This is a genomic window from Bradyrhizobium sp. HKCCYLRH1030 (assembly GCF_051168395.1).
Lineage (GTDB): Bacteria > Pseudomonadota > Alphaproteobacteria > Rhizobiales > Xanthobacteraceae > Bradyrhizobium.
Map to the genome: position 1 here is coordinate 675,661 of NZ_JBNPUY010000002.1, position 21,164 is coordinate 696,824.

Genomic DNA, 21,164 nt, shown 5'->3' on the forward strand with positions numbered 1-21,164 from the left:
GCGTCAGCCCGGCGGTGTGCTCGGATAGGCCGTGAAGTCGATCTTGAACATCGCCGGATCGAGCTTCTTGGTCGTATCCAGATTGTAGACGGCAATCGTGGTGTCGTAGCCCTGCGGATCGGTCACGGTCCACTGCTTGAGCTGGCCGTCCTTGGCGCCGAGCATCAGCATCAGCCGGCTGGTGCCGATCAGGGCCTGCTTCTCCTCGATCGTGATCGTGACGTAGAGGTCGTCGGCGGCGACCGCGATCACGTTGGTGTCCTTCAACAGGTCGATGCGGTCGGACAGCAGATAACGCAGCGGCGTCTGCGACAGCGGATAGACGTCCTGGGTCGCGAGCTTGCGGTCGCGCACCACCAAGGAAGAGCCGTCGGCGATGATGTCGATCGGCGTCGGCGGCTCGTATTCGAAGCGGACCTTGCCCGGCTTCTGGATGTAGAAATCGCCCTTGGTCTTGCTGCCGTCCGGGCCGACCTGGACGAAGTTCCCGACCAGGGTCTGCAGCGACGACAGATAGGCGCTGACCTTGGCCGCCTGCGCCTTCTGGTTGGCGTCGAACGAGGTGAAGATGCTGGCCGGCACGTTGCGCCGGGGATCGGGAATGACCGGATTGGGCGGGGCCGTCTGGGTGGTCGAGGGGCTCTGGCCGGCCCGCTGCTGGTCGGAGGCGCTGAGCTGGGAGCCGCTCTTCGGGCCTGATTTCGGAGCCGGCGTGCCCTGCGCGGCGGCGTGACCGGACGCACCGGCGACAGAGCATATCGTCACGGCGCAGGCGACCAGCCAAGCGCCGATCCGGCGCCCGCGCCAAGCTGCGTGATACGAAAACGTGCTGTTCAACAAGGAGCTTTTCAAAACGACGTCCTGAGGTTTTACGCGTTCTATCCCGGTTCGGCCGGGCAGCGTGATCGTAATCGCGTGAAGATCGGGCACCGAAGCGGCGTTTCTGCGGCCATCGGGGCCGTCAGAACCCGCCTTCCTCCTCGGGCACGAGGATCTCGCGCTTGCCGGCGTGGTTGGCCTGGCCGACGATGCCTTCCTGTTCCATCCGCTCCATCAGCGAAGCGGCCTTGTTATAGCCGATCTGCAGCCGGCGTTGAATGTAGCTGGTGGAGGCCTTGCGGTCGCGCTTGACCACGGCGACCGCCTGGGAGAACAGGTCGTCGCCGCCGCCACCGCCGCCCATGCCGGTGGCATCGAACACGGCGCCATCCTCCTCGCTCGGCTCCTCGGCGGTGACCGCCTCGAGATATTCCGGCGAGCCCTGTGCCTTGAGATGCTTGACGACCTTCTCGACCTCCTCGTCGGAGCAGAACGGGCCGTGCACACGGCTGATGCGGCCGCCGCCGGCCATGTAGAGCATGTCGCCCTGGCCGAGCAGTTGCTCGGCGCCCATCTCGCCGAGAATGGTGCGGCTGTCGATCTTGGACGTGACCTGGAAGGAGATGCGGGTCGGGAAGTTCGCCTTGATGGTGCCGGTGATGACGTCGACCGACGGGCGCTGCGTTGCCAGGATGACGTGCAGGCCGGCGGCGCGCGCCATCTGCGCGAGGCGCTGCACCGTGCCCTCGATGTCCTTGCCGGCGACCATCATCAGGTCGGCCATCTCGTCGACGATGATGACGATGTAGGGCAGGGGATCGAGGTCGAGCTTCTCTTCCTCGTAGATCGCCTTGCCGGTCTCCTTGTCGAAGCCGGTATGGACGGTGCGCGTCAGCTCCTCGCCCTTGGCGCGCGCTTCGCCCAGACGGGCGTTGTAGCCGTCGATATTGCGCACGCCGAGCTTGGCCATCTTCTTGTAGCGTTCCTCCATCTCGCGCACGGCCCATTTCAACGCGACGACGGCCTTCTTCGGATCGGTCACGACCGGCGTGAGGAGATGCGGAATGCCGTCATAGACCGACAGTTCGAGCATCTTCGGGTCGACCATGATCAGCCGGCACTGGTCCGGCCGGAGGCGATAGACCAGGCTCAGGATCATGGTGTTGATGGCGACGGATTTGCCCGAGCCGGTGGTGCCGGCGATCAGCATGTGCGGGGTGCGGGCGAGATCGATGATGATGGACTCGCCGCCGATGTTCTTGCCGAGGCACAGCGGCAGCTTGGCGACGCTCTCGGTCGCCTCCTTGGCCACCAGCAGCTCGCGCAAATACACCTTCTCGCGGTGCGCGTTGGGCAGCTCGATGCCGATGGCATTGCGGCCGGGCACGACGGCGACGCGCGCCGACAGCGCGCTCATCGAGCGGGCGATGTCGTCGGCGAGGCCGATGACGCGGGACGATTTGATGCCCGGCGCCGGCTCCAGCTCATACAGCGTGACGACCGGGCCGGGATGCGCCTTGACGATCTCGCCGCGCACGCCGAAATCCTGCAGCACGCCTTCGAGCGCGCGCGAATTGGCCTCCAGCTCGCTCTTCGACAGCGGCTGGCGATCGGAGGATTTCGGTGCCGCCAGCATCGAGACCGAGGGCAGGTCGTATTTGTCGTTGGACTTGCGCGCCGGCGTCTTGGCCGCGGGCTTCTTGCGGGCGCGGGGAGCGGGCTCCTCCTCCTCTTCGTCGTCCTCGCCCTCGTCGGCCTCCTCCTCGTCGCCGCCGTCCTCGTCCATCTCGGGCGCGAGCGTCGGCCTGCCCTGGCCGCGCCCCAGGCTCGGCTCCTGCCGGCCTGCGGCGGCGGCGCGCGGCTGCGGTCCGCTCGACACCAGCGCGCGGTAGGCCGTGCTCAGGAACCAGACGACCTGCGCCTTCGCGCTCATGATGGCGTGGAACACCCAGCCGAGCCGGATCGCCTTGCGGTCGTCGTCGTCCTCGGGATCGGCCAACGGCGTGTCGTCGTCCTCCTCCGCGAGCAGGCTCGGATCGGCTTCCTTCGCGCCCATGCCGCCGGCCACCAGCAGGCAGCTGATCATCGCAACCAGAAGAAGGGTGCCGAGCACCAGCCGATAGATCACACCGGGCGGTCCGAACACCACTGCTGGCGCGCGCACCAGGGCGTCGCCGACCACGCCGCCGAGGCCGGTCGGCAGCGGCCAGGCATGCGAGCGCGGCCAGCAACTGGCGAGACCGGCGGCGATGATCGCGCCGAGCACCCAGGCGCCGAAGCGCAGCGCTTCTCGATCGAACGGCCGGTGCGTCATCATGCGCCAGCCGCGGATCGCGATCGGTAGGATGACCATGATCGCGCCGAGGCCGAAGATCTGCATCAGGAGATCGGCGCCGATCGCGCCGGGATAGCCGACGATGTTGCGGATCGCGCGCGAGTTGGCGTGGCTCAGGCTCGGGTCCTGCACCGACCAGGTGATCAGCGCCGCCGCGGCGATGCCGGACAGGCCGATCAGCGCGAGGCCCGCGAGCTCGCGCAGCCGCCGCACCAGCGCGTCGCGCAGCGACGTCGGCAGGTGGTTGACCAGGGGAATGACTCGTTCGATCGCCGGCATCTGCATCAGCCCCGCGATTATCCCAGGACCTCGACCAGCCGGTGCAACGCCTCACCGGTGGAGTCGGCGTCGGCCACCAGCGCCAGCCTGATGTAGCCGAGACCCGGATTGAAGCCGTCGGCTTGCGGCCGCGCCAGGTAGCTGCCGGGCACCACGCGCACGCCGGCGTCGCGATACAGCCGCACCGTCACCTCCTCGTCGCCGCCGCGATTCGCCACGTCGAGCCAGACGCAGAAGCCGCCATCAGGGCGCTTGTAGCCATAACGGTTGCTGATGATCTGGTCGGCGAGGTCGAACTTGGCGCGGTACAGCCGCCTGTTCTCCTCGACATGCGCCTCGTCGGCATAGGCGGCCACCGCCACGTGCTGCAGCGGCACCGGCACCTGCGGCGCCGCGATGTTGCGCAGCTCGTGAAAGCCCGCGAGGAATCTGCGATCGCCGGCGGCAAAACCGATGCGCATGCCCGGCACGTTGGAGCGCTTCGACAGCGATTGGAACGCGACGACGTTGGTGTAGTCGGGCCCGGCATGCTCGAGCATGCTGCCGGGCGCCGCCTTCGTGTAGATCTCCGAATAGCATTCGTCGCTGAAGATCAGGAAGCCGTAAGCGTTGGCGAGCTGGACCAGCTTGCGCATGTAGTCCGCTGATGTCACCGCGCCTTGCGGGTTGGCCGGCGTCGCGAGGTAGAACGCGATCGTGCGCGCCAGGGTCGCCTCGTCGATCGCATCGAGATCGGGCAGGAAGCCGTTGTCGCGCGTGGTCGGCAGATAGATGGAGTCGCAGCCGGCGGTGCGGGCGCCGACGCCATACACCGGATAGAACGGGTTCGGCATCAGGATCGCCGGCCGTCCGCGGCGCGGGCCGACATGGCGGAGCGCGGCATGGGCGGCGAAGAACAGGCCCTCGCGGCTGCCGTTCAGGACCAGAATCTCGTGCTCGGGATCAACAGCGCGCGGCAGCGCGAATCGGCGCGACAGCCAGCCGGCGGCTGCCTTGCGGAACGGCTCGATGCCCTTGGCGGCCGGGTAGCGGCCGAACTCGGCGATGTGCTGGGCCAATACAGGCCCGACGAAGTCCGGCACCGGATGCTGCGGCTCGCCGACGGCGAGTGTGATCATCGGCTTGCCCGGCTTGTAAGGGGCGAGCAGCTCGTTCAGCCGCGCAAACGGCGAGCGTTCGCTCTCCGAATGGCTGGCGCCAGCGGGCGCGGGGGATGAAGCGGTCATTGCCATACGTAAAACGCGCGCCAAACCAGTGGAAGCCGCCGATCGCCCATGAACCGGTGCCTGTCTGGTCACCATAGGTGGGGCGAGGTTAAGACGCGATTAACCATCGGCGCTGCCGCCCGTTTTGATCGGTTTTCCCGCCCCGATCCAGAGGCAATTTCGCAACAGCGGCGGACATTGTGGTGATTCGGGTGGGGCGGCGGGAACCGTAGGAGGGCAAGGCGGCCGCCGAAGGCGGCGGCCTGCACACCGCCGCGCCGCGCATTCGCGCTCAGACCGTGGGCATGGCGCTGCCGCGACCTCGGATGGAGCCGCGGCACGACCGCCTCCGCCCATCCTACGGGCCATCGGCTCGCGCGCGAGGGAAAACGGGCGGCCCGGTGCGCCGGAATATAAATGGGAATCTACGCGCACCGGGCCTTGGCCGAACTACTTGGGGGCTTAGTTCGGATGACGATCAATTAGCACCCTCGTTTTTCCCTCGTATTGCCAATTTCCGAAGATTTGTAGAATTTGATTTCGGAAGCCACCGAATGCGGCGCGGCCGGGCCGATTGCTTAACGGAGATGTCCGTCTCAGCCGTGGCTTTCCGGTCGCAGCGCGGGCGACGCACTTATTAGCTGCTCATGCCCTCTGCCGCTCGGTTGGCCCGAGAATCTTGTCTGACCGGAAACACTCAGTCACATCCAGCATCATCAGACATTTCACGAAACGAGATCGGCGCATCGCGACCATCTTTGACGGGCATCAGCGATTCCGGTGGCGTGCCGACGAACGTCTGCGCGCCGAGGACTCTGACTTTCGAAAGAGCGTCGATGATGCGTCTGAGACTGCCGGGCGTGCTTGCCCTGATGCTGCTGGCCATGCCCGTTTCCTCGCTGCCCCGCATGGCCGCGGCGGCACCCGCCGTCGCCAGCGCGATCACCGTCGAGGGTAATAGGCGCGTCGAATCCGACACCATCCGCTCCTATTTCAAGCCGGGTCCCGCCGGCACGCTCGATGCCGGCCAGGTCGACGACGGCCTCAAGGCCCTGGTCCAGACCGGCCTGTTCGCCGACGTGAAGATCGACCGGCAGGGCGGCCGGCTGATCGTGCGCGTGGTCGAGAATCCCGTGATCGGCCGCGTCGCCTTCGAGGGCAACAAGAAGGTCAAGGACGAGCAGCTCTCGGCGGAAGTGCAATCGAAGCCGCGCGGCACGCTGTCCCGTCCGATGGTGCAGTCGGACGCGCAGCGCATCGCCGAGATCTACCGCCGCTCCGGCCGCTACGACGTCCGCGTCACGCCCGAGATCATCGAGCAGCCCAACAACCGCGTCGACCTCGTCTTCACCATCGAAGAGGGCGTCAAGACCGGCGTGAAGTCGATCAGCTTCGTCGGCAACAACGCCTATTCCGCCGCGCGGCTGCGCGACGTCATCAAGACGCACGCAACGAACTGGCTCAGCTTCCTCGGCAACAACGACGTCTACGACCCCGACCGCGTCGAGGCCGATCGCGACCTGATCCGCCGCTTCTATCTGAAGAACGGCTATGCCGACGTTCAGGTCGTCGCGGCGCTCAGCGAATATGACCCGGACCAGAAGGGCTTCCTGGTCACGTTCCAGATCGAGGAGGGCCAGCAATACCGCGTCAGCTCGGTGCAGTTCCAGTCGAGCGTCGCGGCGCTCGACGCCAACACGCTGCGCGGCTATTCGCGCGTCAATGTCGGCGCGCTCTACAACGTCGAGCAGCTCGAGAAGTCGGTCGAGGAGATGCAGATCGAGGCCTCGCGTCGCGGCTTTGCCTTCGCCGTCGTGCGTCCGCGCGGCGACCGCAATCTGGAAGCGCATACGGTCGCGATCGTATTCCAGGTCGACGAGGGCCCGCGCACCTATATCGAGCGCATCACCATCCGCGGCAACACCCGCACCCGCGAGTACGTGATCCGGCGCGAGTTCGATCTGTCCGAGGGCGACGCCTACAACCGCGCGCTGGTCGACCGCGCCGAGCGCCGGCTGAAGAATCTCGACTTCTTCAAGGACGTGAAGATCGCGGCCGAGCCGGGCTCGTCGAGCGACCGCGTCATCCTCGTGGTCAATCTGGAGGAGAAGTCGACCGGCGACCTCTCCGTTTCCGGCGGCTATTCGACCACCGATGGCGCGCTGGGTGAGGTCTCGGTTTCGGAGCGCAACTTCCTCGGCCGCGGTCTGTACGCCAAGGCGTCCGTGAGCTACGGCCAATACAGCAGGGGCGTCTCGCTGTCCTTCGTCGAGCCCTATCTGCTCGACAACCGGATCGCGCTCGGCCTGGATGTCTACTACAAGCAGCAGCTGGCGAACAGCTATACGAGCTATGGTGTGACGACGATCGGCTTCAGTCCGCGGCTCGGCTTCCAGTTGCGCGAAGACCTCTCGCTCCAGTTGCGCTACTCGCTGTATCGCCAGGAGATATCGCTGCCGTCCTACTACAAGAACTGCAACAACAACGCCGCCAACAGCCTGCTCGCCTTCAACCCGACCCCGGCCTACATCAAGAGCGTGCTCGGCGGCGTCGATCCGACCAATTCGACCAGCTCGGGCTACTATGGTTGGGGCTGCTACGGCGATGGCGAGTCGAGCCTGCCGGTCCGCAAGGAGCTGAGCGACGGCGCCGCGCTGACCTCTGCGCTCGGCTACACGCTCAGCTACAACACGCTCGACAACAACAAGAACCCGACCGATGGTCTGCTGATCGACTGGAAGCAGGATTTCGCCGGCGTCGGCGGCAATGTCAGCTACCTCAAGTCGGCGGTGGATGCGAAATATTACTCGCCGCTGGTGGCCGACATCGTCGGCATCATCCATCTGCAGGGCGGCATGCTGAACAAGATCGGCGACAAGGATCTGCGGATGCTCGATCACTTCCAGATGGGACCGAGCCTGGTGCGCGGCTTCGCCTCGAACGGAATCGGGGCGCGCGACATCACCTATCGCAGCCTCGGTGCCACCGGCGATGCGCTCGGCGGCACCAAATATTGGGGCGCCTCGGCCGAGCTGCAGATGCCGTTCTGGTTCCTGCCGAAGGAAGTGGGCTTGAAGGGCGCCGTCTATGCCGATGCCGGTTCGCTGTGGGGCTATCAGGGCCCGACCTCCTGGGCGGCGACCGGCGAGGTCAACACCGCGACCTGCAAATGCGGCCTGCTGTACGATGACAGCAAGGTGGTGCGCTCCTCCGTCGGCGTCGGCCTGATCTGGGCCTCGCCGTTCGGCCCGCTGCGCTTCGACTACGCGGTGCCGCTGTCCAAGGGCAAATACGACACCGTCCAGGAGTTCAGGTTCGGCGGCGGCACGTCGTTCTGAGGCGCACAGCGACTGAGCTCCCAGAAGAGGTGCGCTCACCACGCGGGCGGTGCGCTCCCCTCCCCCTGTGGGGAGCGGGGCGGGTACACGAGTCCGCTCTCAATCGGAGTCCGAGCCCCCCAGCCAATAATCCGTCGATCGTGTTCATCGCACTTTGTTGTTCGAGGTCACGCACGCCACCGAATTCAACGCCCGCGGACCCTCAACCCCTCCCCGCAAGGGGGAGGGAGCAGACTGCTGTCGTGGTAATAGCTCGACCAGAATGATGAGGCGGCTGGGGATCATGCCGGCGGTCGATAGCGTGATGCTCGCCACCGTCATTGCGAGGAGCGAAGCGACGAAGCAATCCAGAGCTCCGGCGGGACTCTGGATTGCTTCGCTTCGCTCGCAATGACGGTGGGGCTGCCAGCATCCCTCCCATGCGCAAATTGCCCGTCGTGTTAGTTTGCCGCAGCAATAAGGCTTGCACCGTCGGGCAAATCACCTGCACATTTCCGCACGTCCCTGCTGCCGCATGAGGGGCGCTTCGCGACCGTCACGAACCGTTGGCAGTGGGATGCGATGGGCGTGTGTCGCCGCAGCGTGGATCAGTCTGCGCGGACGAACGGTGATGCACGCACGGTCAAGTCGCGCGGTCCTGACATCCCGATGCTGATGTCAACTCACGTCGAGGCTTTGCTTCGCGTGGGGATGGTGGCCAGACAGCCCGGCGCACCAGGGAGAACGCGAAGCAGCCGTTAAAACCGTTGCGCGGGGAAGGCCGGGCGTTCTCGGCCAGACCTGTGGTACCTGCCGCCTGCATTTTCTTTCGCAGGCGGGCCACGGGCGCGGCCAGCGCCCGGCCTTCCCTGCGCCCTCTGTTTGAGGGGCGACCAAATTCAGCACAGCTCGGGCGCGGATGCGTCGCGGGGTGAACACACACGTATTCAACTCTGTCTCGAAGGCAACGCTGCCAACGCCAACCTCCGCCGTCGTCCCTGCGAACGCAGGGACCCATAACCACAGGGTTCAGTTGTTTTGCACGGGACTCGCCGCCTGCCTCCTACAACAATCACGCGGTATGGGTCCCTGCGTTCGCAGGGACGACACCGGTAGCTGGGCATCACCTCGATCTTCATGACCCGCGCCGACACGATTGCCGCAACCGATATCCAGCCCCGCTCAATCCCGGTTGCCCGGCGTCTGGATAAATCCCCGATTCCACGTCGGACTGATCAGGATCTCGTTGACGCACACCCGCGGCGGCATGTTCGCCACAAAGGCGATGGTGCGGCCGAGGTCTTCCGGCTGCAGCATCCGCGCCTGCTCCTCGGCGCTCGGCACCACCGGGCGCTGCTGCAGGATCGGCGTGGCGACCTCGCCGGGCATCAGGCAGCAGGCGCGCAGGCCGTTGACGCATTCCTCCATGTTGAACGAGTGCGTCAGCGCCAGCACCGCGTGCTTGGTCGAGGTGTAGGCCGGCCCCGGCATCTTCGAGACATGACGGCCGGCCCAGGACGAGACGTTGATGATGGTGCCGTCCTGCTGCGCCCGCATCGCCGGCAGCACCGCCTTCATGCAGTAGAGCACACCGTTGAGGTTGATCTCGACCAGCTGGTTCCAGCCCTCGATCGTCAGGTCGTCCCAGCGCCGCTTCGGCACGTTGACGCCGGCCGAGTTGACCAGCAGATCGATGCGGCCATGCCGCGCCAGGATGGCATCAGCCGCGGCCTGCACGTCGGCGGCCTTGGCAACGTCGAGCGCGACGGCCTCGGCCGTGCCGCCCGCCGCGGCAATCTTGGCCACCACGGCCTGGAGCGCGGCCGTGCGCCGGCCCGAGACGATCACCGTCCAGCTGTCGGCCGCGAGCGCCAGTGCGCCGGCCTCGCCGATTCCGGTGCCGCCGCCGGTGATCCACGCGATCCGTTTTCCCTTGACCATATCCCAGCGTCTCCCGTTGCCTTCGAAAGGGCGTTTTTGCTAGAGCAGCCTCGATCAGAGATGGCGACCGTGGTGATGGCGATGTCACCGGTCTTGTTCGCTGTCCCGGCCCTTTTCGTCTTCGTCGAGCATGATGTTCCGCCGGCTGGCACTGCCGGCCTGCCCATGCTCCCAGGGGAATGTTGCATGAACCAAGCCGCCAACGCCAATCTGTTCTCCCGCCTGTTCGATGGCCTCGACGATCCCAGCCGCCTGGCGATCGAGACCCATGACGGTCAGCGCATCACCTACGGCGACCTGATCGCGCGGGCAGGGCAGATGGCGAATGTGCTGGCGGCTCGCGGTGTCAAGCCGGGCGACCGGGTCGCGGCGCAGACCGAGAAGTCGGTGTCCGGCCTCGTGCTCTATCTCGCCACGGTCCGTGCAGGCGGCGTCTATCTGCCGCTCAACACCGCCTATACGCTCAACGAGCTCGACTATTTCATCGGCGACGCCGAGCCGACCGTCGTCGTCTGCGATCCGGCCAAGGCCGAGGGCATCGGCGCGCTGGCGGCCAAGGTCGGCGCCAAGGTGGAAACGCTCGATGCGTCGGGCAGGGGCTCGCTGACCGAGGCGGCCGACAAGGCCGACAAGGCGTTCACCACGGTGCCACGCGGCGCCGATGATCTCGCCGCCATTCTCTATACGTCCGGCACCACCGGTCGCTCCAAGGGCGCGATGCTGTCTCACGACAATCTCGCCTCGAACTCGCTGACCCTGATCGACTACTGGCGCTTCACCAAGGACGACGTGCTGATCCACGCGCTGCCGATCTATCACACCCATGGTCTGTTCGTGGCCAGCAACGTCACGCTGTTTGCGCGGGCGTCGATGATCTTCCTGCCCAAGCTCGATCCGGACCTGATCATCAACCTGATGGCGCGCGCCACCGTGCTGATGGGTGTGCCGACGTTCTACACGCGGCTGTTGCAGAACCCGCGGCTGTCGAAGGAGACGACCAGCCACATGCGGCTGTTCATCTCCGGCTCGGCGCCGCTGCTCGCCGATACCCATCGCGAATGGTTCGCGCGGACCGGCCATGCCGTCCTCGAGCGCTACGGCATGACCGAGACCAACATGAACACGTCGAATCCTTACGAGGGCGAGCGCGTACCCGGCGCGGTCGGCTTCCCGCTGCCCGGAGTCTCGGTGCGCGTCACCGATCCCGAGACGGCCAAGGAGCTCGCGCGCGACGAGATCGGCATGATCGAGGTGAAGGGCCCGAACGTGTTCAAGGGCTATTGGCGGATGCCGGAGAAGACCAAGTCGGAATTCCGCGACGATGGCTTCTTCATCACCGGCGATCTCGGCAAGATCGACAAGCAGGGCTACGTCCACATCGTCGGCCGCGGCAAGGACCTCGTGATCTCCGGCGGCTTCAACGTCTATCCGAAGGAGATCGAGAGCGAGATCGACGCGATGCCGGGCGTGGTCGAGTCCGCCGTCATCGGTGTGCCGCATCCCGATTTCGGCGAAGGTGTCACGGCGGTCGTGGTGCGCCATCCGGGGGCCGATGTCAGCGAGGCCGGCGTGCTCAAGGGTCTCGACGGCCGACTGGCGAAATTCAAGATGCCCAAGCGCGTGTTCGTGGTCGACGAGCTGCCGCGCAATGCGATGAGCAAGGTGCAGAAGAACGTGCTGCGTGATCAGTACAAGGACATCTATACGAAGTGACGGCGGCCTAGCGCCGTCGTCCGATCGCGAGGCCGGCGAGCGCGGCCAGCGGCGGCGCGGCGCAGATCAGCACGAATTCGAGCACGGCGAGCGAGGCAATCTCATGCTGGATGGCCAGCGCGAGACAGGCGGCGAACAGGCCGGCGGCGGTGAAGCCGAGCACGCAGGTCAGGGGCTCCTCGACGGGCTCGTGCGACGACACCTTGCGCGCCGGCAGTGCCGCCGGGCGTTCGGTGGTTGTCGGTCGGACCGTCGGCAGCGGCATCGAGGCTCCCTGCACCGCGTCTGTTGCACCTCGCCTCAGACTAGGCCGCTTCGCCGGGCGGCGACATGCGGCAAAATCGACCGGCGGAGGGGCCCCGTGTGGGCGAGGAACGCGGGAGATCGAGGGAGATTTGCTGCAGCGCAGGCGGTCGCAACGCAGGTTGTTGCTCCGCGAATCGCTCCGGGCAGGTTTGCAGAATCATCAGATGGCGCTGGCGCTTGCCGCGAAACCGGCTTGCTCAGGACCGTAGCTAAGCGGTGAATCAACGCTCGACAGTCGGCGCCATTTGACAGTCTCGCCGCGTTGGTTGTGGCCTTGGTGAGGAGTTAGGAATGAATAATAGTTCGCCGCATCCGGGCGCGATCGGTTTCTGGTATACCACGACGGCCATTGATCCTTTTGCGATCGGTCGCCTAGGACTGAATCCTTGTTCGGATTTGGGCGATTTGTCCGTTGCAACGCCTGTTCCTTCTCCGTAAATAAAGCCCGCCTGCCGATCCACACGGCCGCAAGCCCCCCGCGTTCACGGCCCACAAGAAATCATCAAAGCAACCAATGACAGCCAGGATCGAACGACCGCTTTCGCCGCATCTGCAAACCTACCGCTGGACGCTGACGATGATCCTCTCGATCGTCCATCGCGCCACCGGGGTTGCATTATATTTCGGGACGCTGCTGCTGGCCTGGTGGTTGATCGCCGCCGCGTCCGGTCCCAGCGCCTACTCCTACGTCCAGGGCTTCATGGGCAGCTTCCTCGGCCGCCTGATCGTGTTCGGCTACACCTGGGCGCTGCTGCACCACCTGCTGTCCGGCATCCGCCACTTCGTCTGGGACCTCGGCTACGGCTTCAAAGCCAATGAGCGCGAGGCGCTCACCTGGGGCGCCCTGATCGGCGGCATCACCTTGACCGTCCTGGTGTGGATCGTGGCTTACGCAGTGGGAGGCGGCCGATGAGCAACGCACACGCGAAATCGATGCGCACCCCGCTCGGCCGGGTCCGCAACCTCGGCGCAGCGCATTCCGGCACCGGCGACTTCTGGCGCCAGCGGCTCACCGCCGTCGCCATGACCCTGCTGATCGTGCCGGTCGTCGTGGTCGTGATCATGCTGCTCGGCCGCAACCAGGCCGGCGCGGCGCAGATCCTCGGCTCGATTCCGATCGCGGTGATCATGCTGCTGTTCGTGATCGCGAGCTGCTGGCACATGAAGATCGGCATGCAGGTCGTGATCGAGGACTACGTGCACAGCGAGCCGCTCAAGCTCGTCGCGATCATGGCCAACAACTTCTTCGCGGTGACCGTGGCGCTCGCCTCGATCTACGCCCTCATCAAACTGTCCACTGGAGTCTAGCCTATGGCCGGCGGAGCAAATGGCAGCGCGAATGGCGCGCCCGCGACGAACGGAAAAGCCTATCCGATCGAGGACCACACCTATGACGTCGTCGTGGTCGGCGCCGGTGGCGCGGGCCTGCGCGCCGTCGTCGGCTGCAGCGAGGCGGGCCTGCGCACCGCCTGCATCACCAAGGTGTTCCCGACCCGCTCGCATACGGTGGCGGCGCAGGGCGGCATCTCGGCCTCGCTCGGCAACATGCACCAGGACGACTGGCGCTGGCACATGTACGACACCGTCAAGGGGTCGGATTGGCTCGGCGATCAGGACGCGATCGAATACATGGTGCGCAACGCGCCCGACGCCGTCTACGAGCTCGAGCATTGGGGCGTGCCGTTCTCGCGCACCGAGGACGGCAAGATCTACCAGCGGCCGTTCGGCGGCATGACCCTGGACTACGGCAAGGGCCAGGCGCAGCGCACCTGCGCCGCCGCCGACCGCACCGGCCACGCGATGCTGCACACGATGTATGGCCAGTCGCTGCGGCACGCCGCTGAGTTCTTCATCGAGTTCTTCGCCATCGACCTGATCATGGACGACCAGGGCGTCTGCCGTGGCGTCATCGCGCTGAAGCTCGACGACGGCACGTTGCACCGCTTCCGCGCCCAGACCACCATCCTCGCGACCGGCGGCTATGGCCGCGCCTATGCCTCCTGCACCTCGGCGCATACCTGCACCGGCGACGGCGGCGGCATGGCGCTGCGCGCCGGCCTGCCGCTGCAGGACATGGAGTTCGTGCAGTTCCACCCGACTGGCATCTACGGCTCGGGCTGTCTGGTAACCGAAGGCGCGCGCGGCGAAGGCGGCTATCTCGTCAACGCCGAAGGCGAGCGCTTCATGGAGCGCTATGCGCCGTCCGCCAAGGACCTCGCCTCGCGCGACGTCGTCTCCCGCGCGATGACCATCGAGATCCGCGAAGGCCGCGGCGTCGGCCGGAAGAAGGACCACATCTTCCTGCATCTCGACCATCTCGACCCGAAGGTGCTGGCCGAGCGTCTGCCCGGCATCTCCGAATCGGCCAAGATCTTCGCCAATGTCGACGTGACGCGCGAGCCGATCCCGATCGTGCCGACCGTGCACTACAACATGGGCGGCATCCCGACCAACTATCACGCCGAGGTGCTGACCAAGAAGGATGGCGACGACAACGCGATCGTCCCCGGCCTGATGGCGGTGGGCGAGGCGGCCTGCGTGTCCGTGCACGGCGCCAACCGGCTCGGCTCGAACTCGCTGATCGACCTCGTGGTGTTCGGCCGCGCGGCGGCGCTGCGGCTGGCCGAGAAGCTGACGCCGAACGGCAAGCAGCCGGATCTGCCGAAGGACTCCGCCGACAAGGCGCTGAGCCGGCTCGATCATTATCGCTACGCCTCCGGCGGCACGCCGACCGCGAAGCTGCGCGAGAGCATGCAGAACGTGATGCAGACCAACTGTGCCGTGTTCCGCACCGGCGAGGTGCTGCAGGAAGGCCATAACCTGATCCACAAGGTGTATGGCGGCATCGGCGACATCGCGGTGTCCGACAGATCGCTGGTGTGGAATTCCGACCTGATCGAGACGCTCGAATTCGACAATCTGATCGCGCAGGCAGTCGTGACGATGGACTCGGCCGTCAATCGCACCGAGAGCCGCGGCGCCCATGCGCGCGAGGATTTTCCGGATCGCGACGACAAGGACTGGATGAAGCACACGCTGGCGTGGATCGACAGCAAGGACGGCAAAACCACGATCGATTACCGCCCGGTGCACAACTACACCATGACCAACGACGTGCAGTACATCCCGCCGAAGGCGCGGGTGTACTGATCGCGTGTGACCTGAGCCCGTCCGTCAAACCCAAGAAGGCCTTCCGAAATGGCTGAGTTCGCACTTCCGAAGAATTCTCAGATCACCGGCGGCAAGACCTGGCCCAAGCCGGCCGGCGCCACCGAGGTCCGCGAGTTCAAGGTCTATCGCTGGAATCCGGACGACGGCAAGAATCCGAGCGTCGATACCTTCTACGTCGACGTCAACGATTGCGGCCCGATGGTGCTGGACGGGCTGATCTGGATCAAGAACCACATCGATCCGTCGCTCACCTTCCGCCGCTCCTGCCGCGAGGGCGTGTGCGGCTCCTGCGCGATGAATATCGACGGCCAGAACACGCTGGCCTGCACCAAGTCGATGCACGACGTGAAGGACGGCGCGGTCAAGATCAATCCGCTGCCGCATCAGCCTGTCGTGAAGGACCTGGTGCCGGACCTCACCAATTTCTACGCGCAATACGCCTCGATCGAGCCGTGGCTGAAGACGACCTCGCCGACGCCGCAGAAGGAATGGCGGCAGAGCCACGAGGATCGCGAGAAGCTCGACGGCCTTTACGAGTGCATCCTGTGCGCCTGCTGCTCGACCTCGTGCCCGAGCTACTGGTGGAACAGCGAGCGCTATCTCGGACCCGCCGCTCTGCTGCAGGCGACGCGCTGGGTCAAGGACAGCCGGGACGAAGCCACCGGCGAGCGGCTCGACAATCTCGAGGACCCGTTCCGGCTGTACCGCTGCCACACCATCATGAACTGCGCCAAGGCCTGCCCGAAGGGGCTCAACCCCGCCGAGGCGATCGCGGAACTCAAGTTCAAGCTGGTCGAGCGGCAGATCTAGCCTGACGGGCGGCTTTCGATCTCACCTTCCGCGCCCGATACCGGTGCAAGTTTCGGGCGCGGCTAGTTTGTAGCTGCCGTCGATTGCGTTAAGCTCGTGGCCCTTTGAAGCCGGAGCGACCGTGCAGACCGCACAACGCAAATCGATGACGATGCTGCGCTGGATGATGGTCGCGTCCCTCGCGCTTCCCGTCGCGCTGTTCGTGATCACGGCCTACGTATCCCACGGCACGACGTATGAGGAGGCCGATCGCGAGATCCGCCGCTCGCTCGAAATCGTCCACGAGCACGCGCTGAAGGTGTTCGAGACGATCGAGCGCAGCCTCTCGGAGATCGACGAGGTCGTCCGCGATCTGTCGGATGCCGACATCAAGGCGCGCGAGCAGGTGCTGCATGCCCGGTTGCGACAATTGTCGGACGCGCTGCCGCAGATGAAGTCCGCCTGGGTGTTCGACGCCAATGGCCGGCCGCTGGTCAACAGCATGATCTATCCGGCGCCGGACATGACGTTCCTCGACCGCGACTACTTCAGCGCCCACGTCAAGGACAGCATCGGCACCTTCATCGGCGCGCAGTTGACGCCGCGGCCGCCCTATCAAGGCGCGCCGTTCTTCAGCATCAGCCGCCGCCGCCAGAGCGACGACGGCAGCTTCACCGGTATCATCCAGGCCTCGGTGCTTCCGGATTATTTCGAGCACTTCTATGCCCGGATCGGCCGGGCGCCCGGCAGCTACTTCGCGCTGCGCCGCTTCGATGGTCTCGTTCTGGCGCGCTTCCCGGCTGGCGGGCGAAGCGCGGCTGCGGGGCCCAGCGACATCGCCGCCCGGGCCGCAGATACGGAGCAGCTCGTCACCGAGATCTCGCCGGTCGATGGCGTCGAGCGTCTCGTCGGGTATCAGCGGCTCGGCGGCTATCCCGTCTACGTCTCGGCAGGGCTTGCGACGTCGACCATCCGCAACCGCTGGCTCGGCACGATCGGCCGGCATCTCATCTTCGGCATCCCGGCAACCGCGCTGCTCATCGTCTTCCTGGCCCTTGCCCAGCGGCGGACCGAGCGCCTGCATGTCGAGGCCGCCCGCCGCCTCGAGGCCGAGGATGCGCTCAAGCACGGTCAGCGCATGGAGGCGCTCGGACAATTGACCGGCGGCGTCGCGCACGACTTCAACAATCTGCTGACCGTGATCCGGGCCTCAGCCGACCTGTTGCGCCGGCCGAATCTGGCTGATGAACGGCGGCAGCGCTATATCGACGCGATCTCGGATACGGTAGCGCGCGCATCGAAGCTCACGTCGCAGCTCCTCGCGTTCGCCCGTCGCCAGACGCTGAAGCCGGAGGTCTTCGACATCTGCCGCAGCGTCGTCACCCTGCGCGACATGACCAAGACCCTGGTCGGGTCACGCGTCGAGGTCGCGGTCTCCGTTCCCGACGAGCCGTGTTACGTCAATTCCGACGCTGGCCAGTTCGAGACGGCACTGATCAACCTGGCCGTCAATGCCCGCGATGCGATGGCCGGCCAGGGACGTCTCAGCATCACCGTCGCCCCTGTAGCGGCGCTGCCGACGCCGGCGGCGCCGCACGACCGTCCGCCGCTGGGCTATGTCGCCATCACCGTCCAGGACACCGGCGTCGGCATCCCGTCGGAGCATTTCGGACGCATCTTCGAGCCGTTCTTCACGACCAAGACCATCGGCCAGGGCACCGGCCTCGGTCTCTCGCAGGTCTTCGGCTTCGCCAAGCAGTCCGGCGGCGAAATCGGGGTCATGAGCCAGCCGGGCCGCGGCGCGACGTTCACGCTCTATCTGCCGCGCGTCGCTCCAGCCCAGGTGCAGCGCGGCGAGGACGGCAGCCATGCGGAGCCGATCGACGGTCGAGGCATGTCGGTGCTGGTGGTCGAGGACAACATCGACGTCGGCAGGTCGGCGACCGAAGCGCTGGCCGAGCTCGGCTATCGGACCACGCTGGTCGACAACGCCAGAGACGCGCTGGAGGAGCTGATCAGCGGCACCAGCCGGTTCGACGTCGTCTTCACCGATGTCGTGATGCCCGGCATGACTGGGCTGGAACTTGCCGAGGAAATCAGGCGGCTCGAGCTCAACGTGCCGGTCGTGCTCGCGAGTGGCTACAGCCATGTGCTGGCGCAGCAGGGCACGCATGGCTTCGAGCTGCTGCGCAAACCCTATTCGATCGAGGAATTGTCGCGCGTGCTGAACAAGGTCGTTCCGGTGCCGCTGTATCGCGCCCCACCAATGGCGCCGAACACGCAGGTGCCCTGAAACCGGCGCGCATCGCGCGGGAACCAGGCCGGGAACCTTCTGTTCGCACTGCTGTTATCGCGCGATGGGACAGGTTCAGGACACCGCGCGGCCGCCGGCACAGGCGCCCGAGAAGGCGCCGATCATCGAGATCGCGGCCGAGAATGGCGCCCGGGTTGAGCCGCCGCCGCCCGAACTGGTGGAGCCTGATCCGGAGCTGTCGCCCGAAGAGGCAGAGCAGCTGCGCAAGCGCTATCTGCTGACGCGGTTCTGGATCAGCGCCCGCGGTTATTGGGGTCAGAGCGGCGACCGTCTGGCGTGGGCATTCACGATCGGGCTGCTGTTCCTGATCGTTGCGACTGTCGGATTTCAGTACGGCATCAACGTCTGGAATCGGTCGATCTTCGATGCGATCGAGAAACGCGATTCGGCGACGGTCTTTCATCTCACCGCGATCTTCTTCCCGCTCGCGATCGGCAGCGTCATACTCGGGGTCGCCCAGGTCTATGCGCGCATGTCGATCCAGCGGCGCTGGCGCGCCTGGCTGACCAACAGCGTCGTCACCCGCTGGCTGGCCAGCGGGCGCTACTATCAGCTCAATCTCGTCAGCGGCGACCACAAGAATCCGGAATACCGGATCGCCGAGGACCTGCGCATCGCGACCGATTCGCCGGTCGACTTCATCGCCGGCGTGACCTCGGCGCTGCTGTCGGCTGCGACCTTCATCGTCGTGCTCTGGACCATCGGCGGCGCGCTGACGCTGCATCTCGGCGCCACTGAGATCACCATTCCCGGTTTTCTGGTCATTGCCGCGATCGCCTACGCCGCCATCGCCTCGGGCTCGATCATGACGATCGGCCGCCGCTTCGTGCAGGTCTCCGAGGACAAGAACCAGGCCGAGGCCGATTTCCGCTACACCCTGACCCGCGTCCGCGAAAACGGCGAGAGCATCGCCCTGCTCGGCGGCGAGACCGAAGAGCGCGCCGGCATCGACCGGACGTTCGGTAACGTGCTGCAGCAATGGGCGCGGCTCGCCGGCCAGCACATGCGCACCACCCTGGTGTCGCAGGGCTCCAGCCTCATCGCCCCTGTCGTGCCGCTGCTGCTGTGCGCGCCGAAATTCCTCGACGGCAGCATGACGCTCGGGCAGGTGATGCAGGCGGCGAGCGCGTTCACGATCGTGCAGACCGCGTTCGGCTGGCTGGTCGACAACTATCCGCGGCTCGCGGATTGGAATGCCTGTGCCCGCCGCATCGCCTCGCTGATGATGTCGCTCGATGCGCTGGAACGTGCCGAGAGAGGCGACGGCATCGGCCGCATCAAGCGCGGCGAGACCACCGGCGACGCGATGCTCAGTCTGAATGATCTGCAGGTGACGCTCGACGACGGCACCGCGGTGGTCGGCGAGACCGAGGTCGTGGTCGATCCCGGCGAGCGCCTGCTCGTCGCGGGCGAATCCGGCACCGGCAAGAGCACGCTCGTGCGCGCCATCGCCGGGCTGTGGCCGTGGGGCGGCGGCAGCATCAACTTCCACCCCGACCGCAAGCTGTTCATGCTGCCGCAGCGACCCTACGTGCCATCGGGCACCCTGCGCCGGGCCGTCGCCTATCCCGGGGCTGCCGAGGATTGGAGCGTGGCGCAGGTCGGCGAAGCCCTGCACAAGGTCGGTCTCGACCATCTCAAGGACAAGATCGAGGAGGACGCGCCCTGGGATCAGACGCTCTCCGGCGGCGAGAAGCAGCGTCTCGCCTTCGCGCGCCTGCTGCTCCACAGCCCCGACATCGTCGTGCTCGATGAAGCCACCTCCGCGCTCGACGAGAAGAGCCAGGACAAGATGATGGAGATGGTGACGAGCGAGCTGCCGAAGGCGACCATCGTCAGCGTGGCGCATCGGGCGGAGCTCGAGGCCTTCCACAGCCGCAAGATCGTGCTCGAACGGCGCAAGGGCGGCGCCAAGCTCGTCAGCGACATCGATCTCATTCCGCGCAAGGGGAAGCGCCGCCTCATCGGCCGCTTCCTGCGTCAGCGCAAGGCGGCCTGAACGGCTCGGGCGTTGCCTCAGCGCGGTCCTGGAGACGACACAATGCGGCCACGCCGCCTGCATTGGAGATCGCGGCGAAACCAGCTATCACACGTCGCCCTCAGCCCAGGACGCGACCTTGACGCCCGACAACGATCCTTCTCCGCCCCCCTTTGGTGCCTTCGCTCCGAATGCCGCCCAGGCGCTGGTGATCCGCATGGCGCACGGCTCCGGGCTGAAGCGCGGCGCGTTCCGGCCGATGTTGACGCGTGTCGTCAACATGCTCGGAGCAGGCCCTGTCGACGTCGGCTATCAGGGCGCCAATTTCCGCTTCTACCATCAGGTCAGTGCGACCGAGCGCGGTGCACTGTTCAATCCCGACTACAATCGCGAGGAGCTGGATTTCCTGCGCAGCCACGTTCCGCCGGGCGGCGTGGTGGTGGATGTCGGCGCCAATGTCGGAACGTTCGCCTTGCCGCTTGCCCGTCACGTCGGGCCTGATGGCCTCGTGATCGCAGTGGAGCCGCATCCGGTCACGCATGCGCGGCTGAGCTTCAACCGTGCTGCGTCCGCGCTGCCCCAGGTCAGGCTGCTCGCGGTGGCAGCGGGTGAGAGCGATGGCGAGGTGATGATCGAGACCGATGGGGACAATCTCGGCGCCAGTCACATCGTGACCGGCGAGGCCGGAGCGGAAGCGTTCAAGGTGCCGTCGTTGCGGCTGCAGACCATTCTCGCACAGGCCGGAGCGACCAGGGTTGATGCGCTGAAGATCGACGTGGAAGGTTTTGAGGACCGCGTGCTGACCGGCTTCTTCCGTGACGCGCCTGCCGCGTTATGGCCGCGTGCCGTCGTCATCGAACACCTGTCGCGCGACGAATGGCAGAACGATTGTCTCGCCGACATGCTCGGTCGCGGTTACCGTGAGAGCGGCCGCACGCGCAGCAATACGCTGCTGCTGCGCGGCTGAACGGCGTTCGCTTTCCCCGGGCGCGTCCGG

The 21,164-nt window shown here is 66.0% G+C and carries 15 protein-coding genes; 9 read left to right on the top strand and 6 right to left on the bottom strand.

Annotation, left to right across the window (positions count from 1 at the left end):
- Positions 1-3: 3 nt before the first annotated feature.
- The 4 genes from ACQR1E_RS08470 to ACQR1E_RS08485 form a co-directional block, all read right to left on the bottom strand.
- Positions 4-765, bottom strand: a complete 762-nt coding sequence (locus tag ACQR1E_RS08470) for an outer membrane lipoprotein carrier protein LolA (RefSeq protein ID WP_315716778.1) — start codon at positions 763-765, stop codon at positions 4-6.
- Positions 766-961: 196 nt separating this feature from the next.
- The gene (locus tag ACQR1E_RS08475) at positions 962-3,439 is read right to left on the bottom strand and encodes a DNA translocase FtsK (RefSeq protein WP_434896906.1); all 2,478 of its coding nucleotides are present in this window, start codon (positions 3,437-3,439) and stop codon (positions 962-964) included.
- A gap of 11 nt (positions 3,440-3,450) precedes the next feature.
- Positions 3,451-4,665: an aminotransferase class I/II-fold pyridoxal phosphate-dependent enzyme gene (locus tag ACQR1E_RS08480; RefSeq protein ID WP_434896907.1), complete on the bottom strand. Its 1,215-nt coding sequence runs from the start codon at positions 4,663-4,665 to the stop codon at positions 3,451-3,453.
- Positions 4,666-5,335: 670 nt separating this feature from the next.
- Positions 5,336-5,524: a hypothetical protein gene (locus ACQR1E_RS08485; protein ID WP_315716967.1), complete on the bottom strand. Its 189-nt coding sequence runs from the start codon at positions 5,522-5,524 to the stop codon at positions 5,336-5,338.
- Between ACQR1E_RS08485 and bamA the strand changes: the two genes are divergently transcribed.
- A complete protein-coding gene (gene bamA, locus ACQR1E_RS08490) occupies positions 5,475-7,976 on the top strand; it encodes an outer membrane protein assembly factor BamA (RefSeq protein ID WP_315716775.1) in 2,502 nt (833 codons plus the stop codon). The genes ACQR1E_RS08485 and bamA overlap by 50 nt on opposite strands.
- A gap of 1,161 nt (positions 7,977-9,137) precedes the next feature.
- Here the strand turns inward: bamA and ACQR1E_RS08495 are convergent.
- Positions 9,138-9,896, bottom strand: a complete 759-nt coding sequence (locus tag ACQR1E_RS08495; protein ID WP_434862540.1) for an SDR family oxidoreductase — start codon at positions 9,894-9,896, stop codon at positions 9,138-9,140.
- Between the two features lie 186 nt (positions 9,897-10,082).
- Here ACQR1E_RS08495 and ACQR1E_RS08500 point away from each other — a divergent pair, with 186 nt between their 5' ends.
- Positions 10,083-11,609 (top strand): malonate--CoA ligase, encoded by a 1,527-nt coding sequence (locus tag ACQR1E_RS08500; protein ID WP_434862539.1) that lies wholly within the window; start codon positions 10,083-10,085, stop codon positions 11,607-11,609.
- A gap of 7 nt (positions 11,610-11,616) precedes the next feature.
- Here the strand turns inward: ACQR1E_RS08500 and ACQR1E_RS08505 are convergent, their stop codons facing one another.
- Positions 11,617-11,874, bottom strand: coding sequence for a hypothetical protein (locus ACQR1E_RS08505; protein WP_315758639.1), 258 nt, complete (start codon positions 11,872-11,874; stop codon positions 11,617-11,619).
- A gap of 555 nt (positions 11,875-12,429) precedes the next feature.
- On the opposite strand from ACQR1E_RS08505, the gene sdhC reads away from it, so the two are divergent.
- The 7 genes from sdhC (at position 12,430) to ACQR1E_RS08540 (ending at position 21,134) form a co-directional block, all read left to right on the top strand.
- A complete protein-coding gene (gene sdhC / locus ACQR1E_RS08510) occupies positions 12,430-12,828 on the top strand; it encodes a succinate dehydrogenase, cytochrome b556 subunit (protein ID WP_315716771.1) in 399 nt (132 codons plus the stop codon).
- 20 nt (positions 12,829-12,848) lie between these two features.
- A complete protein-coding gene (gene sdhD / locus ACQR1E_RS08515) occupies positions 12,849-13,223 on the top strand; it encodes a succinate dehydrogenase, hydrophobic membrane anchor protein (RefSeq protein ID WP_315716954.1) in 375 nt (124 codons plus the stop codon).
- 3 nt (positions 13,224-13,226) lie between these two features.
- Positions 13,227-15,065, top strand: a complete 1,839-nt coding sequence (sdhA, locus tag ACQR1E_RS08520; RefSeq protein ID WP_315750532.1) for a succinate dehydrogenase flavoprotein subunit — start codon at positions 13,227-13,229, stop codon at positions 15,063-15,065.
- Positions 15,066-15,113: 48 nt separating this feature from the next.
- Positions 15,114-15,896, top strand: a complete 783-nt coding sequence (locus ACQR1E_RS08525) for a succinate dehydrogenase iron-sulfur subunit (protein WP_315716769.1) — start codon at positions 15,114-15,116, stop codon at positions 15,894-15,896.
- A 121-nt stretch (positions 15,897-16,017) separates the two neighbouring features.
- A complete protein-coding gene (locus tag ACQR1E_RS08530) occupies positions 16,018-18,168 on the top strand; it encodes an ATP-binding protein (RefSeq protein ID WP_434896908.1) in 2,151 nt (716 codons plus the stop codon).
- A 64-nt stretch (positions 18,169-18,232) separates the two neighbouring features.
- Complete coding sequence (locus tag ACQR1E_RS08535) at positions 18,233-20,188, top strand: ABC transporter ATP-binding protein/permease (RefSeq protein ID WP_434896909.1); 1,956 nt, start codon at positions 18,233-18,235, stop codon at positions 20,186-20,188.
- A 118-nt stretch (positions 20,189-20,306) separates the two neighbouring features.
- Positions 20,307-21,134, top strand: a complete 828-nt coding sequence (locus ACQR1E_RS08540; RefSeq protein ID WP_315750535.1) for an FkbM family methyltransferase — start codon at positions 20,307-20,309, stop codon at positions 21,132-21,134.
- Positions 21,135-21,164: the final 30 nt, after the last annotated feature.

Coding starts and splice junctions, on each gene's coding strand:
- ACQR1E_RS08525 (WP_315716769.1), top strand. CDS start 15,114: ATGGCTGAGTTCGCACTTCCGAAGAATTCTCAGATCACCGGCGGCAAG.
- ACQR1E_RS08535 (WP_434896909.1), top strand. CDS start 18,233: ATGGGACAGGTTCAGGACACCGCGCGGCCGCCGGCACAGGCGCCCGAG.
- ACQR1E_RS08485 (WP_315716967.1), bottom strand. CDS start 5,524: ATGGCCAGCAGCATCAGGGCAAGCACGCCCGGCAGTCTCAGACGCATC.
- ACQR1E_RS08475 (WP_434896906.1), bottom strand. CDS start 3,439: ATGCAGATGCCGGCGATCGAACGAGTCATTCCCCTGGTCAACCACCTG.
- ACQR1E_RS08500 (WP_434862539.1), top strand. CDS start 10,083: ATGAACCAAGCCGCCAACGCCAATCTGTTCTCCCGCCTGTTCGATGGC.
- ACQR1E_RS08505 (WP_315758639.1), bottom strand. CDS start 11,874: ATGCCGCTGCCGACGGTCCGACCGACAACCACCGAACGCCCGGCGGCA.
- ACQR1E_RS08495 (WP_434862540.1), bottom strand. CDS start 9,896: ATGGTCAAGGGAAAACGGATCGCGTGGATCACCGGCGGCGGCACCGGA.
- bamA (WP_315716775.1), top strand. CDS start 5,475: ATGATGCGTCTGAGACTGCCGGGCGTGCTTGCCCTGATGCTGCTGGCC.
- sdhA (WP_315750532.1), top strand. CDS start 13,227: ATGGCCGGCGGAGCAAATGGCAGCGCGAATGGCGCGCCCGCGACGAAC.
- sdhC (WP_315716771.1), top strand. CDS start 12,430: ATGACAGCCAGGATCGAACGACCGCTTTCGCCGCATCTGCAAACCTAC.
- ACQR1E_RS08480 (WP_434896907.1), bottom strand. CDS start 4,665: ATGGCAATGACCGCTTCATCCCCCGCGCCCGCTGGCGCCAGCCATTCG.
- sdhD (WP_315716954.1), top strand. CDS start 12,849: ATGCGCACCCCGCTCGGCCGGGTCCGCAACCTCGGCGCAGCGCATTCC.